Below are 17,377 nucleotides of genomic sequence, written 5' to 3'. Positions count from 1 at the left end.
TGTCAGGGGGGCGGCGCGGCGTTGGCACCGCGATGGCAGCCATCGCGCCCGGGCGGGGCGGCTCAGGCGCGTTCGTACGTCACGAAATCGTAGCGGTAGCCGTTTTCCTCGGGCTGCGCCGCGCGCGCGGTTTCGCGCCACTGGAAGCCGGGCAGCAGGGGGAAGAAGGCGTCGCCCTCGACCTCGGCATGGACCTCGGTGGCAAGGACGCGGCTGGCCAGCGCCAGGGCCTGCGTGTAGATCTGCGCGCCGCCGATGACGAAGGCCTCGGCGCTGTCGCCGCAGGCGGCGATGGCGGCCTCCAGTGTCGGCACCACGGTGGCGCCGGCGGCCTCGAAGGCCGGGTTGCGGCTGACGACGATATTGGCGCGGCCGGGCAGGGGGCGGCCGAGCGAATCCCAGGTCTTGCGGCCCATGATGATCGGATGGCCCAAGGTGCTGCGCTTGAAGTGCGCCAGGTCGCCCGGCAGTTTCCAGGGCAGGGCGTTGTCTCGGCCGATGGCGCGATTGGTGGAATAGGCGACGATCAGGGTCAGGCTGGCGGGCATTCGGACAGGTACGCAAGGAGGCGGCCGGCGGCGCCGGCGGGAAGATTCCAAGCGTAGCAAATTTGGCCGGCGGGGCGGGGATGCGCCCGGCCGCGCGGGTCGGCTGGCGTGGATTCAGCCCGCGGCGTGTTCCAGGAATTCGTCGGCCGGCATCGGTTTGCCCAGCAGGAAGCCCTGCAGTGAATCGCACCCCAGTCCGGTCAGGAACTTCTGCTGGGCCGCGGTCTCCACCCCCTCGGCCACGATGCGTAGATTCAACTGCTGCGCCAGCGCCACGATGGCCGAAACGATGGCAGCGTCCTCGTTGTCGTTTTCCAGCTGGTTGACGAAACCGCGGTCGATTTTCAGTTCGGTCGCGGGAAGTCGCTTGAGGTACAGCAGGCTGGAGTAGCCGGTGCCGAAGTCGTCGATCGAAATGGTCACGCCCAGTCCCGACAGGCGCTTGAGCACTGTCAGGCTGGCTTCGGCGTCGCGCATGGCGGTCGATTCGGTCACTTCCAGCGTCAGGCAGGATGGTGGCACATCGTGCCGCGCCAACGCGGCGCGCACGGTCTCGACCAGGCTGGCGTGGGCGAACTGCAGCGCGGAAATGTTGACCGCGATGGTCCAGTGGCCCTGCCCGGCGTTGATCCATTCGCGCATCTGGCGGCAGGCTTCATTGATGACCCATTCGCCGATCGACAGGATCAGCCCGGTCTTTTCCGCCGTGGGGATGAACTGGTCCGGACCCACCAGGCCGCGCGTCGGGTGGTTCCAGCGCAGCAAGGCCTCGGCGCCCATGATGGGGCCGGCCGGCGCCTCGTACTTGGGCTGGTAGTGCAGCACGAACTGGTCGCGTTCCTGCGCCAGGCGCAGGTCGTGCAGCAGCTCGATCTGTTCATGCGCGTCGGCGTTCATCGACGGCTCGAAGAAGCTGTAGCCCGTGCCGCCCAGGCGCTTGGCGTGGTACATCGCGGCGTCCGCGTTGGTCAGCAGCGCATGGGTGTCCTCGCCGTCATTCGGGTAGATGGCGATGCCGACGCTGGAGGTCACCAGCACCTCGTGGCCGTACACCATCACCGGCCGCGCGATGGCTTCGATCAGGCGGTCGGCCACATTGGCGGCGTCGGTTGGTTCCACCACTTCGCTGAGCACGATGAATTCGTCGCCGCCCAGGCGCGCCACCGTGTCCTGGGTGCGCAGGGTCTGGCGGATGCGCTGGGCCAGGTCGATCAGCAGGGCGTCGCCGGTATGGTGGCCGTAGGCGTCGTTGACCGCCTTGAATCCGTCCAGGTCGAAGAACAGCACGGCGAAATAGCCCTTGCGGCGGCTGGCGCTTTCGATGGCCTGTTCCAGCCGGTCTTCCAGCAGGATGCGGTTGGGCAGCTTGGTCAGCGTGTCGTGCAGCGCCAGCTGCACCAGTTCCTCGTTGGCCTCGGCCAGCGACGAGGCCAACGCCGAGGTGCGGGCTTCGAGGCGGTTGTCCAGCACCGCCACCACCAGGGCGATGGCCAGCACGCTGAGGGTGACGGCGGTGACCGCGATGGCGAGCCAGCCGGCCGAAATGCCGGCGTCCGCGGCCATGCAGATGCTGCCGTCCGGAAAGCCCGCGGCTTCCATGCCGGTGTAGTGCATGCCGACGATCGCCAGCCCCATGACCACGGCCGCCAGCGGCCGCGACAGCGCCACCCGCGGCCCGTCGTGGCGCAGGCGGTAGGTGATCCAGAGCGCCGCGCCCGAGGCCGCCACCGCGATGGCGATGGACAGGGCGAACCAGGCGGGGTCGTAGACGATGCCCGGCATCATGCGCATGGCCGCCATGCCGATATAGTGCATGGCGGCAATCCCCGCGCCCATCAGCAGGGCGCCGCTGAGCAGGCGGGCCCAGGGCAGGTCGTCCTTGCAGACGATCCACAGCGCGAAGGCGGAGCAGCCGATGGCGATGGCCAGCGACAGCACGGTCAGCGGCAGGTCGTAGCCCATGGGAATGGGCAGGTTGAACGCCAGCATGCCGACGAAATGCATGGACCAGATGCCGATGCCCATCGCCAGCGCGCCGCCGCCCAGCCAATAGCGCGCCGCCGGCAGCCCGCTCGCCGCCCGCACGCGGTTGGCCATGCCCAGCGCCGTATACGACGCCAGGATGGCGACCCCTAGGGATACGAGGACGAGCGAAGGGTTATATGTTCCAACGAGCATTTTTGGGGTCCTGTCCTGAGCGCATACAGCCGCCGCGCCGGCCTCAATTCAAATCAATTAGTAGTCAACAGTTGCAACTGGGCCGCAAGGGAATCCTGCTGTCGACGCTGGCGATTCACGTACTCTCTTGTCTGGATGGGGGGTGCGGCGCGGCACTGCAGGCGGGCGGCGGACCGGACGGACTGCCCGGTTACGCGGCGAGGGCCAGGCACGGCGCGGCATGGGCCGTTCGGAAGCAACGGCGCGCAGGGCTTGCTGGACGCGCGTCCGGGGCTAAGGGATGGGTTATACCGAAAACGGGCTTCCAGAAGCTCACCAATCTTCACTTGCGCCGGACGGGGGCGCACCCGGCGCCGGATGGCGGCCGCACGCGACCCGCGAAATGCCGGCGGTGGGTTCTAGACGGCCATCGGCGCCGTCAATGGCGCGTGGTGCGTGTATCCGGCCAGCGAAAAATCGCCGGGCTCGACCTTCTCGAGCCATTCCGGCTCGTAACGGCCGGTCTGGGCGAAATCGGGGATGCGGTCGGACAGCACCAGGCGCGGGGCTTCCAGCGGCGTGCGCGTCAGTTGCTCGCGCAGCATCGGCAGGTGGTTTTCGTAGATATGGGCATCGCCGATGAAATACGTGAACCAGCGCGGCGTGTAGCCGGTCAGTCGACCCACCAGGTGCAACAGGGCCGCGCCCTCGGTGAGGTTGAACGGCGTGCCCAGCCCGACGTCATTCGAGCGGATATACAGGCACAGCGAGATTTCGCGGGTGGTCGCGTTCGGCAGGAACTGGTAGAGCAGGTGGCAGGGCGGCAGCGCCATTTCCTCGATCTGCGCCCAGTTCCAGCCGTGGAACAGGATGCGGCGGTCGCCCGGCCGTTCGTGGATGGTGTCCAGGCACTGGCGCAACTGGTCGACCGCCTTGTACAGCAGCACCTTGGACACGCCGCCTTCCTGCAGGTCCGCGACCTTGGTGTAGCCGCGGCCCAGGGCGTCGGCGATCTGGCCGTCGCGACCGGCGTCCAGCAGCTTGTAGGCCGGCCACTGGCGCCATTGCACCCCATAGACCGGGCCCAGGTCGTCCGGGCCTTCGCGGTAGGGGTTGGCCAGCCACTGGGCATTTTCGTTGGCGTTCTGGTCCCAGACCTTGCAACCCAGTTCGCGGAACTCGGCGGCGCTGCGCACGCCACGCAGGAAGCCAACCATTTCGCCGATGGCGGACTTGAAGGCCAGCTTCTTGGTGGTCACGGCCGGAAAGCCCTGCTGCAGGTCGAAGCGCAGTGAGGCGCCCGGCATGCTCAGCGTGCGTATGCCCGTCCGGTTTTCCTGCCACGCGCCGGTGTCCAGGATGGATTGAACGAGGTCCAGGTATTGTTTCATGGGTACAGAATCAGAAAAGGCTGAAATGGCGGCGTGTCGGCCGGGGCGCGCTAGGCAGCGGCGGCGTCCCGGGTGTCGACGATGTCCACCGAAAACGTCAATTCGGCGGTTTTTTCGAGCATCGCGGATGCCGAGCAGTATTTTTCGTGCGACAGCTGCACCGCGCGCTCGACCGCGGCGCGCGGCAGGTCGCGGCCGGTGACCGTGAAGGCAAAGTGGATGCGCGTGAACACCTTGGGGTCGACATCGGCGCGGTCGGCCTGCAGCTTGACGCTGCAGCCGGTCACGGCGTGGCGGCCACGCTTGAGGATCAGCACGACGTCATAGGCGGTGCAGCCGCCGGTGCCGGCCAGCAGCATTTCCATCGGACGCGGCGCCAGGTTGTGGCCGCCGCCGTCCACGGCGCCGTCCATCACGGCCACGTGGCCGCTGCCGGTGCTGGCGGTAAAGAGCATGCCGTTGGGGCCGCCCCAGTCGATCGTGCATTCCATTTGTCAGGTCCTTGTGCTTGAGCGCAGTCAATGGCTGATGATACCCGTTGCGTACAATTCCAGGCACGAGAGTCCCACCCCGGATGAGGGGTGTGTGCCCATTCAGGAGTCGTCTATGTCCCTCACGCTGTCTCGATCCGGTCCCGCTGCCTTCCTGCGCCGCGCCAGCCCGCTGGATGCCCTGCTGGCCGAAGCCGACCGGGCCCTGCGGGTGTTGTCCGGCAGCGCCAGCGCTGGCCGGCCCAATCCAGCCACCGCCGAGGAGGCGCCGGATACCCTGTCGGCGCAGGAAAAGCGTCACGCCGCCGGCTTGATGCGGGTGAACCACGTGGGCGAGGTCTGCGCCCAGGCCCTGTATCGCGGGCAGGCCGCCGTCTGCCGCGAGCCGGGGCCGCGCAACTTGTTGCTGGAGGCCGCCGGCGAGGAAGTCGACCACCTTGTCTGGTGCAACCAGCGCCTGACCGAACTGGGCAGCCGCCCAAGCCTGCTGAACCCGGTCTGGTACGCCGGCTCGTTCGCGCTGGGCTTGTTGGCCGGCTATGCGGGCGCGCCGCGCAACCTGGGCTTCATGGCCGAAACCGAAAAGCAGGTCGAGGCGCACCTGGAAGGGCATTTGCGGACGCTGCCGGAGCAGGACGCCCGTTCCCGCCAGATCGTGCAGAAAATGAAGGACGACGAGGCCCAGCATCGCGCCAGCGCCGAGGCTGCCGGCGGCGTGCCGCTGCCTGGGCCGGTCAAGGCCGCCATGCGCGCCATGTCCAAGGTCATGACCACCACCGCGTACCGGATCTAGGACTGCCCGCGCAGGGCCGGCAAGGCCCGGCATCAGAATGTTGCAGTGCGCAATATTTGCCGCATATTGGTGCCGCATGCACCTTTCCGGTGCAAATCATAGGGCGGGATAACCCGATCGTGGCTAGGGTAATTCCGCAAGGGGTTAACCCGTTCGGCAATAACCCTCCATTTTTGCAACGCATTGCTGGGTGCGGCTTTCCGGGGAGGGAGGCGCGACGTTGCGGCAAAAATGCAACGCAACATCGGACAACGCGACTGCTCAAAAAAAATTCTTGCAACGCACAAAAAAAACCGATACTATGCATCTCATCGGATGTTGAAACGCAGTCGGCGCGGTGCCAAACCCCGACAGCGCAGCGAGCGAAACGCTCCCAACATGCCACGGTTGTCTCCTCCACCCTCCTCCTTTGGTGGATTTAGCCCGAGATCTCACGATCTCGGGCTTTTTTTTGAGCGCATTTGAACTGTCCCTTTTTGTTCGAGGCGTCGGCGCGTGATCCCGCCGGCGGGTGGCCGTAACCCCCGGAAATCGCTCCACCATCGTCTCCGTGTTTTCCCTTGGATATTTCGCGTGTGTCGGGGCGGAAAGCTCTACAATCGATTCATGAATTCGGTCTTTCCGCGCGTCTCCGGTCGCGTTGCTGTCCGGCCCCGTCATAGCGGGGTTCGGCTTGTGCACGGGTCCGGAGCGCGGACGTTACGTTCTGTCCCGGTGAATTGCACTTCCTTATCCCTCCCATATATGGGCGTTACACCTGCCATTGATAATGGCGGGCCTGTCTCGATAGACCAACCCGAGGTGACCCAGTGACCTGGCTGTACATTTGCGTGGTCGCGTTCATGGTGGGGGGACTCATCGTGGCGTCGGAGCGCTGGCATGGCGCCTTCACCGGCGACAGCGATCTGAACAAACCGCAAGCGAATCACTCTCGCGCCACGCCCCGCGTGGGCGGACTGGCCGTGCTGGCGGGCACGCTGATGGGCCTGCTGGTGCTCGGCCCCGACAACATGACCCTGACCTGGCTGTGGCCGGCCTTGTTCGTGTCGGCGTTGCCAGTATTCGTGGCGGGCCTGCTCGAAGACATCACCAAGGATATCGGCGCGAGCAAGCGCCTGCTGGCGGCCTTCGCGTCGGCCGCGATCGCCTGGTGGCTGCTGGGCGGCGTCAGCCGGGTCGGCATGGCGCCCGTGGACTACGTCCTGTCGTATTGGCCCGTTTCTCTGATTTTCACCATGTTCGCCGTGGGTGGCTGTACCCATGCCCTGAACATCGTCGACGGCATGAACGGCCTGGCCGGCATGATCGCCACACTGATGGCGGTGTCCATCAGCCTGGTGGCGCTGCAAGTGGGCGATGTGCCGATCTTCATGGTCGCGGCGGCGCTGGCGTCGGCGACCCTCGGCTTCCTGGTCTGGAATTTCCCGTTCGGGCGCGTTTTCCTGGGCGATGGGGGCGCGTATTTCCTTGGTTTCATGCTGGCTGAACTGGCCGTGCTGCTGGTCGTGCGCAATCCGTCGGTGTCGCCGTTCTACGCGTTGGCGGTGTTGTTCTATCCCGTATTCGAAACCGGCTTTTCCATCTGGCGCCGCCGCTTCAAGCGCGGCGTGCCGGTGGACCAGCCGGACGCCCTGCACCTGCACCAACTGGTCTTTCGCCGCTTGGTGCGCGTCACCTTCAGCCGCGGCCGTCGCCACGCGGTGCCGGCGTTGTGCAACGCCCTGGCGTCGCCCTACATGTGGGTGCTGGCCCTGATCGGCCTGGTGCCGGCCACCATCTGGTGGGACAACGCCTGGGTGCTCAGCGCCAGCCTGGTGGTGTTCGCCAGCGTCTACATCTGGCTGTATGCGCGGCTGGTCTCCTGGCGCCGTCCGGGATGGCTGTTGCTGCCATCCGTGCTGCGGGCAGACTAAGTTTTGGGCGCCCCGGTGATCACCGCCGGGGGCTCGGTTATCCATCACCCCGACCATATTTAAAATGCCGTAATCGTCTTACGGCAAAGGGAGAGTTATGTTGCGTATTCAGGATGTGAAACTCGCAGTCGTCGGCCTGGGCTATGTCGGCCTGCCGCTGGCGGTGGAATTCGGCAAGAAGCGCTCGGTCATCGGCTTCGACATCAACACGCGCCGCATCGAGGCGCTGAAGGCCGGACACGATCACACGCTGGAAGTCAGCGACGCCGAACTGGCCGAAGCCAAGCAACTGACCTATACCGCCGACCGCGCCGAGCTGGGCCAGGCCAACGTCTTCATCGTCACCGTGCCGACGCCGATCGATGAATACAAACAGCCCGACCTGACGCCGCTGGTCAAGGCCAGCGAGACCATCGGCGCGGTGCTCAAGCGCGGCGACATCGTCATCTACGAATCGACCGTCTACCCCGGCGCCACCGAGGAAGACTGCGTGCCCGTGCTGGAGCGCGTGTCGGGCCTGAAGTTCAACGTTGACTTCTATGCCGGCTACAGTCCCGAGCGTATCAACCCGGGCGACAAGGCTCACCGCGTCAGCACCATCAAGAAGGTCACCTCGGGTTCGACGCCGGAAGTGGCCGAACTGGTCGACCAGCTCTACAAGCAGATCATCACCGCCGGCACTCACAAGGCCTCCAGCATCCGCGTGGCCGAAGCGGCCAAGGTGATCGAGAACACCCAGCGCGACGTCAACATCGCCCTGATCAACGAACTGGCGCTGATCTTCAACAAGATGGGCATCGACACCGAAGCGGTGCTGCAGGCCGCCGGCACCAAGTGGAACTTCCTGCCGTTCCGCCCGGGCCTGGTGGGCGGGCACTGCATCGGCGTCGATCCGTACTACCTGACGCACAAGGCGCAGTCGATCGGCTACCACCCCGAGATCATCCTGGCGGGCCGCCGCCTGAACGACTCGATGGGCGGCTACGTGGTGTCGCAGCTGGTCAAGGCCATGACCAAGCGCCGCATCCACGTGCAGGGCGCGCGCGTGCTGGTGATGGGCCTGGCGTTCAAGGAAAACTGCCCCGACCTGCGCAACACCCGCATCGTCGACATCGTCAAGGAATTGGGCGACTACAACGTTGAAGTCGACGTATACGATCCCTGGGTCGACGCGGAAGAAGCCGTGCACGAATACGGCATCACGCCGGTCGCCAAACTCGAGGAAGGCAAGTACGACGCCGTGATCCTGGGCGTCGCGCACCATCAATTCGCAGACCTGGGTGCCGCCGGCATCCGCAAGCTGGGCAAGCCGGAACACATTCTTTATGACCTGAAGTACGTGTTGTCGCCCGCCGAATCCGATCTGCGCCTGTAAGGAGGACGTTGCATGACTACACGCTTCGAGACCGTCACCCAGGAACTGGCCGCCGCGCCGCGCAAATGGCTGGTGACCGGCTGCGCCGGCTTCATCGGCTCCAACCTGCTGGAAACGCTGCTGAAGTTGAACCAGACCGTCACCGGCCTGGACAACTTCGCCACCGGCCATCAGCACAACCTGGACGAAGTGAAGGCCTCCGTCACGCCCGAGCAGTGGGCGCGGCTGACCTTCATCGAGGGGGACATCCGTGACCTGGATGCCTGCCGCCGCGCGGTGCAGGGCGTGGACTTCGTGCTGCATCAGGCTGCCCTGGGTTCGGTGCCGCGTTCGCTCAAGGACCCGATCACCACCAACGAGGTGAACATCGGCGGCTTTCTGAATATGCTGGTGGCGGCGCGCGATGCCGGCGTGAAGTCATTCGTGTATGCGGCTTCCAGCTCGACCTACGGCGACCACCCGGCCTTGCCGAAGGTTGAGGAGAACATCGGCAAACCGCTCTCGCCATACGCCGTGACCAAGTTCGTCAATGAGTTGTACGCCGACGTGTTCGCGCGCTCCTACGGTTTCGAAACCGTGGGGTTGCGCTATTTCAACGTGTTCGGCAAGCGCCAGGATCCCAACGGCGCCTATGCGGCCGTGATCCCGAAGTGGACCGCCGCCATGATTCAGGGCGAGGACGTCACCATCAACGGCGATGGCGAGACCAGCCGCGATTTCTGCTTCGTCGACAACGCTGTGCAGGCCAACATCCTGGCCGCCATGGCGCCGGCCGAGGGCCGCAACCAGGTGTACAACGTGGCGGTCAGCGGCCGCAGCACCCTGAACCAGCTGTTCGAATTCCTCGTGAAGGCGCTGGGCAACCAGGGCGTGGTTTATGCCAAGAAGCCGGTCTACGCCGACTTCCGCGCCGGCGACGTGCGCCATTCGCAGGCGGACGTCAGCAAGGCCGGCCGCCTGCTGGGCTACCAGCCCACGCACACGGTGCTGCAGGGCCTGGAAGTGGCGATGCCCTGGTACACGCAATTCCTGCGTTGATTTGAAAGCACTTATCCGCAAACTCGGCAGCATCCACCCGGACCACCAGCGCATCTTCAAAGGCGCGTTCCGGGTGGCGGTGTTCCTGCTGCTGGGCAAGGCCGCCGGCGCCATCAAGGAGATGGCGGTGGCGTACCGCTACGGCGTCAGCGACGCCGTCGATGCCTACCAGTTCACGATGACCATGGCCACCTGGCTGCCGGTCACCATCGTGGGCGTGCTGTCGGTGGTGCTGATTCCGGTGCTGGTGCGGCTGCGCCGCGCCGAGGACGCCGAACGCGAGCAGTTCATCCGTGAGTTGCAGGGCTGGGTGGCGGCGGGGGGTGTTGCGCTGGCCGCGCTGACCTGGTTCGCCTGGCCCCACGTGCTTGGCGCGCTGGGGCAAGGCCTGTCGGCGCGCGTCGGCGAGATGACCGGCGAGCTGCTGCTGGCCTTCGCGCCGGTGGCGGCGTTGCTGCTCGTCGCCGGCATCAGCGCCGCGCGGCTGCGCTCGCACGAGCGTCACGTCAATACCTTGCTGGACAGCGTGCCGGCCGTGGCCACCTTGGCATGGGTGATGCTGGCGGCCAGCGCCGAGAGCGTCGGGCCGCTGCTGTGGGGCACGCTGGTCGGCTACGCGATCCAGACCGTTTGGCTGGCCTGGCTGGCGGCGCGCGCCGACGGCGGTTTCTGGGGCGCGCCCAGGCTGACCCTGCAATCGCCGCACTGGCCCGAACTGATGAGCGCCGCCGGCGTGATGCTGATCGGCCAGGTGGCCATGAGCTTCGTCGGCCCGCTGGACCAATACGCCGCCGCCAACCTGGGCGCCAATGCCAACGCCACGCTGGGCTACGCCAGCCGGCTGCTGTCGCTGTTGCTGGGCATCGGCGCGGTGTCGGTGGGCCGCGCGGCGCTGCCGGTGCTGGCCGACGTGCAGGCACGCGGCGACACGGCGCGCGCGCGGGGCATGGCGCTGAAATGGTCGGTGCTGATGGTGGCGGCGGGCGCCGCCGCGGTGGCGGTGGGCTGGGTGCTGGCGCCGTGGGGCGTATCGGTGTTGTTCCAGCGTGGCGCCTTCACCGCCGAGAACACCGAGGCCGTGGCGCACGTGCTGCGCTGGGGCCTGCTGCAGTTGCCGTTCTATTTCGGCGTTCTGATCCTGGTGCAACTGCTGGCCAGCCAGAACCGCTATCGCATCATGGCCGCCATCGCGGTCGGGAATTTTGCGCTGAAGGCGGCGCTCAACACCGTCCTGGCGCCCCGGATGGGGGCCGCCGGCATCATGCTGGCCACCAGCCTGATGTACGTGCTGTCCTATGCCTGCTACCTGGTGGTGGCCCTGCGCCGCGCCGAACCCAAAGAGGCCGACTGAATGCCCGCCGCTTCCGACTCCGGCCGCCCGTTGCGCGTGCTGCTGTTCATCCATTCGCTGCATGGCGGCGGCGCCGAACGGGTCGCCGCCGACCTGAGCGCGCATTGGGCCGGCATGGGGCGCGAGGTCATGGTGGTGACGCAGGCGAGCGCCGACGGCGATGTCTACACGCTGCACCCCAAGGTGCGGCGCGAGGTGCTGCATACCGCGGGCGAGGGCGGCGGGCTGCGCGGCATCTGGAGCAATGTGCAGCGGGTGCGCGCGCTGCGGCGCGTGATCAAGGCGTTCCGGCCCGATATCGTGCTGGGCATGATGACCACGGCGTCCGTGCTGTCGGTACTGGCGTCCACCGGCCTGGCGTGCCGCGTCATCGCCACGGAACATACCCATCCGCCGTCGCAGACTTTGTCGGGCTTCTGGCAGCGCCTGCGCCGCCTGACCTATCCCCGCGCCGCGCGCGTGGTGGCCCTGACCCGCGGCACCGCGCAATGGATCGAACAGCATGTGCCGGGATCGCGGCTGGCGGTGATCCCCAACCCGGTGCATTGGCCGTTGCCCAAGGGCGAACCCGTGCTGGCGCCGGCTTCGAACGATGGCCGCCGGCGCCTGCTGGCGGTGGGGCGGCTGCACGCGGACAAGGGCTTCGACCTGCTGCTGCAGGCATATGCCCGGCTGGCCCCGTCGCATCCGGACTGGGATCTGGTTATCCTGGGCGAGGGCGGCGAACGCCGCGCGCTGCAAGCGCAGGTGCGAGAGGCCGGCCTGCAGGACCGGGTCAGCCTGCCGGGGCGCGCGGGCAACGTGGGCGATTGGTACCAGAGCGCCGACCTGTACGTGCTGACGTCGCGCTTCGAGGGGCTGTCCAATACGCTGCTGGAATCGATGGCCAGCGGGCTGGCCGCGGTGGCATTCGATTGCGATACCGGGCCGCGCGAAATCGTGCGCGAAGGGGTGGACGGCGTGCTGGTGCGGCCCAACGGCGATGTCGACGCGCTGTGCCGCGAGCTGGGTGCGGTGATGGGCGACGAGGCCGTCCGCCTGCGCATGGCCGAGGCGGCCACGGCGGTGCGCGAGCGCTTTTCCGCCGAGCGGGTGCTGGGCCTATGGGAAGAACTTTTTGACGGTGTGCGCGGATCGGGCCGCTAGGCCGCGCGCCACACCGTTGCTGCGGTGACCACGAGAACCTGAAATCATGTGTGGAATTGTCGGAATTTGGGGCCCCCTGGGCGATAAGGCGCAAGTGCTGGCGGAAAGCTGCCGCCGCATCCGCCACCGCGGGCCGGACAGCAATGGCTTCTGGGAAGACACCGGCGCCGAACTGGCGCTGGCGCACGTGCGCCTGGCGATCCAGGACCTGACCGAGGCCGGCCACCAGCCGATGGTGTCGGCCTGCGGCCGCTACGTCATGGTGTTCAACGGCGAGATCTACAACCACATGGACATGCGCCAGCAGCTCGAGGCATCGGGCCTGGCGCCGTCCTGGCGCGGCCATTCCGATACCGAGACGCTGCTGGCCGGCTTCACCGCGCTGGGCATCGAAGCCACGCTGCAAGCGGCGGTCGGCATGTTCGCCATCGCCCTGTGGGACCGCGCCTCGCGCAAACTGGTGCTGGCGCGCGACCGCATGGGCGAAAAACCGCTGTACTACGGTTATTCCGGCGCCGAGCTGGTGTTCGCCTCGGAACTCAAGGGGCTGACGCCGATTCCCGGATTCGGTCGCAACCTGAACCGCAACGCGTTGGCGTCGTTCATGCGGCACAACTACATTCCGGCGCCGCAATCCATCTACGAAGGCATCGCCAAGCTGCCCCCGGGCACCTGGATCGAGTTCACCGCCGATGACACCCGCAGCCGCCGCATGCCCGAGCCCCGCGTGTACTGGTCGGCGCGGGAAGCGGCCGATACCGCGGCGCAATCGTTGCTGTCGTTCGACTCGGACGCGCAGGCGACCGATGCGCTGGAAGGCGTGCTGTCCAAGGCCGTGGGCGGCCAGATGCTGTCGGACGTGGCCCTGGGCGCCTTCCTGTCGGGCGGCATCGATTCGTCCACCATCGTCTCGCTGATGCAGGCCCAGAGTTCGCAACCGGTGCGCACCTTCGCCATCGGCTTCCATGAAAAGGGCTACGACGAGGCGCAACACGCCAAGGCGGTTGCGACGCACCTGGGCACCGACCATACCGAGCTTTACGTCACCGCGGAAGATGCGCTGGCGGTCGTGCCCGGCCTGGCCGACATGTACGACGAGCCGTTCGCCGATTCATCGCAGATCCCGACCTCGCTGGTGACGCGCATGGCGCGCCAGCATGTCACGGTGGCCTTGTCCGGCGACGGCGGCGATGAGCTCTTCGGCGGCTATTCGCGCTATTTCCGCGTCAACAACTGGTGGCAGAAGTGCGAACGTATTCCGTCGCTGCTGCGTACGCCGGCCGGCGCGCTGCTCAGCGCCTCGACCCATCTGCCGGGACGCGGCGCCTGGCGCGGCAAGGTCGGCAAGCTGGGCGAGCTGCTGCGCGCCGACTCGCGCGGCGATTTCTACCGCCTGTTCGTGTCGTACTGGTCGGATCCGGCCCGGGTGGTCAAGGGCGGCGTGGAGCCGGTGTCCGAATTCGCGCGGGCGATGCGCGGGTCCACCTTCGAGTCCATGATGAAGCTCGATACCGTGACCTACCTGCCGGACGACATCCTGGTCAAGGTCGATCGCGCCGCCATGGCGGTGAGCCTGGAAACCCGCGTGCCGTTGATCGATCACCGCGTCTATGAATTCGCCTGGAGCCTGCCGCACCACTACAAGGTGCGCGGCGCCACCGGCAAGTGGCTGTTGCGGCAGGTGCTGTACCGCCATGTGCCGCAGGCGCTGGTGGACCGGCCCAAGCGCGGCTTTGCGGTGCCGCTGGCGGCCTGGCTGCGCGGACCGCTGCGCGACTGGGCCGAAGCGCTGCTGGACCCGGCGCGCCTGCGCCAGGAAGGCTGGTTCGAGCCCGAGCCCATCCTGCGCAAGTGGCGCGAGCACGTGTCCGGACATCGCAATTGGGACAGCCACCTGTGGGGGGTGCTGATGATGCAGGCCTGGCTGGACCGCTATCGCGCGGGCGCTGAACAGGGAGGAACGGTTGGGAGTCGCTGACGAATGAAGATACTGATGCTGGTCAGTTCCATGCATGCCGGGGGCGCCGAGCGCGTGGCCGCCACGCTGGTCAACGCGTGGGCCGAACGCGGTGACGACGTCACCCTGACGCCGACCTATTCGTCCAAGGGCACCTGCTTCTACCCGCTGTCGGACAAGGTCAAATTGGACTGGCTGGCGGACCTGGCGGGCACGCGCGTGTCGGGGCCGATGGCCGCGTTCAAGCGCCTGCTGGCCCTGCGCAGGCATATCCGCGATACCGCGCCCGACGTGGTGGTGTCGTTCCTGACCAACGTCAACGTGGCCGCCATTCTGGCCACCCGCGGCCTGCGCGCCCCTTTGATCGTCTGCGAGCGCACCAACCCGGTGGCCGAGACCACCACGGGCACGGTCTGGCGCAGGCTGCGCCGCCTGCTGTATCCACGCGCCGACATGGTCACGGTGCAGGCGGCCGATACGGCCGGCCCGTTCTCGCGGCAGGTGCCGGGCATCAAGCGCCTGGCGGTGATTCCCAATCCGCTGCCCGCGCCGTTGCTGGATGCGCCGCGGGTCGTCCAGCGTGAAGACGCCGGGCCGCGCACCTTGCTGGCGATGGGACGGCTGGTGACGGACAAGCAGTTCGATCTGTTGATCGACGTGTTCGCGCAGCTGGCGCCCGAGTTCCCGGATTGGAACCTGCGTATCTGGGGCGAAGGCCCCGAGCGCGGCGCGCTGGAACGCCAGGTCGAGCGCCTGGGGCTGCGCGAGCGGGTCAGCCTGCCGGGCCGCACCGAAGCGCCCTGGGAAGAACTGGCTCAGGGCCAGGCCTTCGTGCTCAGTTCGCTGGTGGAAGGTTTTCCCAATGTGCTCCTGGAAGCGATGGCGCTGGGCCTGCCCTGCGCCGCCTTCGACTGCCCCAGCGGTCCGCGCGAGATGACGCGCGATGGCCAGGACGCCCTGCTGGTGCCGGCCGGCAATCGCGATGCCTTGCGCGAGGCGCTGCGCCGCCTGCTGGGCGACGCGGGATTGCGCCGGCAGCTGGGCGAGCGCGGCGCCGACGCGGTGCGCCAGCGCTATGCGCTGGCCAGCGTGCTGGCCGAATGGGACCAGTTGTTCGAGGCCGTGAGGGAAGGGCGATGAGCGCCGCCGCATTGCGCGTCGTGCACGTGATCACCGGCCTGGGCCAGGGCGGCGCCGAATCCGTGCTGTGGCGGCTGGCCACCTTCCCCGGACAGGACGTCGAGCACATCGTGGTGTCGCTGACCGACGACGGCCTCTATGGCGAGCGGCTGCGGGCCGCCGGCATCACCGTGCATACGCTCGGCATGCCGCGCGGCCGCATCACGCTGCGGGGCTTCATGGGCCTGCGTCGCCTGATCGCCGGCGCCAGGCCTTGCGCGGTGCAGACCTGGATGTACCACGCCGACCTGATCGGCGGCCTGGCGGCCCGCCTGGCGGGCGTGCGCGCCGTCGCCTGGGGCATTCGCAATTCCGGCGCCCACCTCGAGCGCAGCAGCCGCTCCGCCCGCATGGTGCTGCGCGCCTGCGCGCTGCTGTCGGGCGTGCTGCCCGGCGCGATCGTGTGCGCGGCGCAGGACGCGGCGGAGCGCCATGCCGCAAAGGGCTATCGCCGCGACCGCATGGTGGTGATCCCGAACGGCTACGACTTGTCGCGCTATGCGCCCGACGCGGCCGCGCGCGCGCGCGTGCGCGCCCAATGGGGCCTGGACGGCGATGTGCCGGTGATCGGCTGCGTGGCGCGCTGGGATCCCTTGAAGGACCACGGCAATCTGTTGCGCGCCGTGGCCGCGCTGGTGCGCGATGGACGCGACGCGGGGCTGCGCTGCGTGCTGGTGGGGCGCGGCATGACGGCCGACAATCCGGAGCTGATGGCGCTGGTCGACAAGCTCGGCCTGCGGGAACGCCTGGTGCTGGCCGGCCCCAGCGATGAGGTGCCCGCCGTGATGAATGGCCTGGACCTGCACGTGCTGTCGAGCTGCGCCGAAGGATTTCCCAACGTCGTGGCCGAGGCCATGGCTTGCGGCGTCTATTGCGTGGCGACCGACGTGGGCGACGCCGCCTATATCATCGGAGACACCGGTGTGGTGGTGCCCCCCGAACAGCCCGAGGCATTGGCGCGCGGCATCGAGACCGCGCTGCGCGACGTGGCGTCGCGCGGCCAGGGCCGCGCCGGCGAGGCGGGCCGCGCCCGGGTGCTGGAGAACTTCGACCTGGGACGCATGGTGCAAAGCTATACCGCGGTGTGGCGCCGCCTTTCCGGAGGCCCGGCATGAGCGCGGCCCGTCGCTTGCTGTTCGTGGTCAACAACCCGGCGTTCTTCATGTCGCACCGGGTACCCGTGGCGCTGGCCGCGCAGCGCGCTGGATACGACGTGCACGTGGCCACGATGGATGGCCCCGCGGTCGCCGACATCGAGGCGCTGGGCATGACCCATCATGCCATTCCGATGACGCGCAGCGGCAAGCATCCGTTGCAGGAACTGGGCACTTTGCTGGCGCTGCTGCGACTGTTCCGGCGCTTGCGGCCACAGGTAGTGCACCTGGTGACCATCAAGCCGGTGCTGTATGGCGGCATCGCCGCGCGGCTGGCGCGTGTGCCGGGCATGGTGGCCGCGATTTCCGGGCTGGGCTTCGTGTTCCTGTCGAACTCGTTGAAGATGCGCCTGGTGCGCGCCGTGGTGGCGCGGTTGTACCGCCTGGCGCTGGGCCATCGCAATAGTCGGGTGATCTTCCAGAATGGCGCTGACCGCGATCTGCTCAAGTCATTGGGCGCGGTGCGCGATGAGCAGGTGGTGCTCATCCGCGGGGCCGGCGTCGATCTGGACTTGTGCCGGGCGCTGCCCGAACCGCCGGCGCCGCCGGTGGTGGTGACGATGGTGGCGCGCTTGTTGCGCGACAAGGGCGTGCAGGAATTCGTGCAGGCCGCGCGCCTGTTGCGCGAGCGTGGCGTGCCCGTGACGATGCGGCTGGTGGGCGGCGTGGATGCCGGCAATCCGGCTTCCGCCACGCCGGCCGAGGTCGAAGCCTGGCAGCGCGAAGGATGCGTCCAGGCGCTGGGCGAACGCGCCGACGTGCCGCAACTGTACGCGGACTCGCATATCGCGGTGCTGCCTTCCTATCGCGAAGGGTTGCCCAAATCGCTGATCGAAGCGGCTGCCTGCGGCCGGGCCGTGGTCACGACCGACGTGCCGGGCTGC

The 17,377-nt window shown here is 67.6% G+C and carries 14 protein-coding genes; 10 read left to right on the top strand and 4 right to left on the bottom strand.

Translation table 11 applies throughout. The annotated features are described in order from the left end of the window. Positions 1-62 precede the first annotated feature (62 nt). The 4 genes from DK459_RS18305 to DK459_RS18290 all read right to left on the bottom strand — a co-directional run bounded on the left by DK459_RS18305 (position 63) and on the right by DK459_RS18290 (position 4,587). The gene (locus DK459_RS18305; protein ID WP_020926293.1) at positions 63-548 is read right to left on the bottom strand and encodes a dihydrofolate reductase; all 486 of its coding nucleotides are present in this window, start codon (positions 546-548) and stop codon (positions 63-65) included. 114 nt (positions 549-662) lie between these two features. After that, positions 663-2,726 carry a bifunctional diguanylate cyclase/phosphodiesterase gene (locus DK459_RS18300; RefSeq protein WP_006385884.1) on the bottom strand — a complete coding sequence of 688 codons (2,064 nt, stop codon included), beginning with the start codon at positions 2,724-2,726 and terminating at the stop codon, positions 663-665. A 398-nt stretch (positions 2,727-3,124) separates the two neighbouring features. After that, positions 3,125-4,096 (bottom strand): thymidylate synthase, encoded by a 972-nt coding sequence (locus tag DK459_RS18295; protein WP_024070426.1) that lies wholly within the window; start codon positions 4,094-4,096, stop codon positions 3,125-3,127. 50 nt (positions 4,097-4,146) lie between these two features. Next, positions 4,147-4,587: an OsmC family protein gene (locus DK459_RS18290; protein WP_006385886.1), complete on the bottom strand. Its 441-nt coding sequence runs from the start codon at positions 4,585-4,587 to the stop codon at positions 4,147-4,149. Between the two features lie 115 nt (positions 4,588-4,702). Between DK459_RS18290 and coq7 the strand changes: the two genes are divergently transcribed. The 10 genes from coq7 to DK459_RS18240 form a co-directional block, all read left to right on the top strand. Then, on the top strand, positions 4,703-5,380 hold the full coding sequence (gene coq7 / locus DK459_RS18285; RefSeq protein WP_006385887.1) for a 2-polyprenyl-3-methyl-6-methoxy-1,4-benzoquinone monooxygenase: 678 nt from the start codon (positions 4,703-4,705) through the stop codon (positions 5,378-5,380). A gap of 809 nt (positions 5,381-6,189) precedes the next feature. Beyond that, positions 6,190-7,293 carry a glycosyltransferase gene (locus DK459_RS18280; RefSeq protein ID WP_006385888.1) on the top strand — a complete coding sequence of 368 codons (1,104 nt, stop codon included), beginning with the start codon at positions 6,190-6,192 and terminating at the stop codon, positions 7,291-7,293. A 97-nt stretch (positions 7,294-7,390) separates the two neighbouring features. Continuing rightward, positions 7,391-8,668 carry a Vi polysaccharide biosynthesis UDP-N-acetylglucosamine C-6 dehydrogenase TviB gene (gene tviB, locus DK459_RS18275; protein WP_006385889.1) on the top strand — a complete coding sequence of 426 codons (1,278 nt, stop codon included), beginning with the start codon at positions 7,391-7,393 and terminating at the stop codon, positions 8,666-8,668. A 12-nt stretch (positions 8,669-8,680) separates the two neighbouring features. After that, the gene (locus tag DK459_RS18270; RefSeq protein WP_006385890.1) at positions 8,681-9,706 is read left to right on the top strand and encodes an SDR family oxidoreductase; all 1,026 of its coding nucleotides are present in this window, start codon (positions 8,681-8,683) and stop codon (positions 9,704-9,706) included. 1 nt (position 9,707) lies between these two features. Next, positions 9,708-11,057 (top strand): murein biosynthesis integral membrane protein MurJ, encoded by a 1,350-nt coding sequence (gene murJ / locus DK459_RS18265; RefSeq protein WP_024070424.1) that lies wholly within the window; start codon positions 9,708-9,710, stop codon positions 11,055-11,057. Further along, the gene (locus tag DK459_RS18260; protein ID WP_024070423.1) at positions 11,058-12,203 is read left to right on the top strand and encodes a glycosyltransferase family 4 protein; all 1,146 of its coding nucleotides are present in this window, start codon (positions 11,058-11,060) and stop codon (positions 12,201-12,203) included. It abuts the gene before it with no gap. A 46-nt stretch (positions 12,204-12,249) separates the two neighbouring features. Further along, on the top strand, positions 12,250-14,181 hold the full coding sequence (gene asnB / locus DK459_RS18255) for an asparagine synthase (glutamine-hydrolyzing) (protein WP_006385894.1): 1,932 nt from the start codon (positions 12,250-12,252) through the stop codon (positions 14,179-14,181). A 3-nt stretch (positions 14,182-14,184) separates the two neighbouring features. Next, positions 14,185-15,300: a glycosyltransferase family 4 protein gene (locus DK459_RS18250; protein WP_006385895.1), complete on the top strand. Its 1,116-nt coding sequence runs from the start codon at positions 14,185-14,187 to the stop codon at positions 15,298-15,300. Next, entirely contained in the window at positions 15,297-16,454 is a 1,158-nt protein-coding gene (locus DK459_RS18245; RefSeq protein ID WP_024070421.1) for a glycosyltransferase, read from the top strand. The genes DK459_RS18250 and DK459_RS18245 overlap by 4 nt, the downstream gene beginning before the upstream one ends. Then, the coding region (locus DK459_RS18240) for a glycosyltransferase family 4 protein (protein ID WP_110134993.1) at positions 16,451-17,377 on the top strand (927 nt) is incomplete at its 3' end. The genes DK459_RS18245 and DK459_RS18240, both read left to right, overlap by 4 nt.

The sequence above is a fragment of the Achromobacter sp. RW408 genome (assembly GCF_003184165.1).
GTDB classification, from domain to species: domain Bacteria; phylum Pseudomonadota; class Gammaproteobacteria; order Burkholderiales; family Burkholderiaceae_B; genus Achromobacter; species Achromobacter xylosoxidans.
The sequence above is the reverse complement of the archived record's forward strand: the minus strand, read 5'-3'. Positions and strand labels throughout refer to the sequence as shown.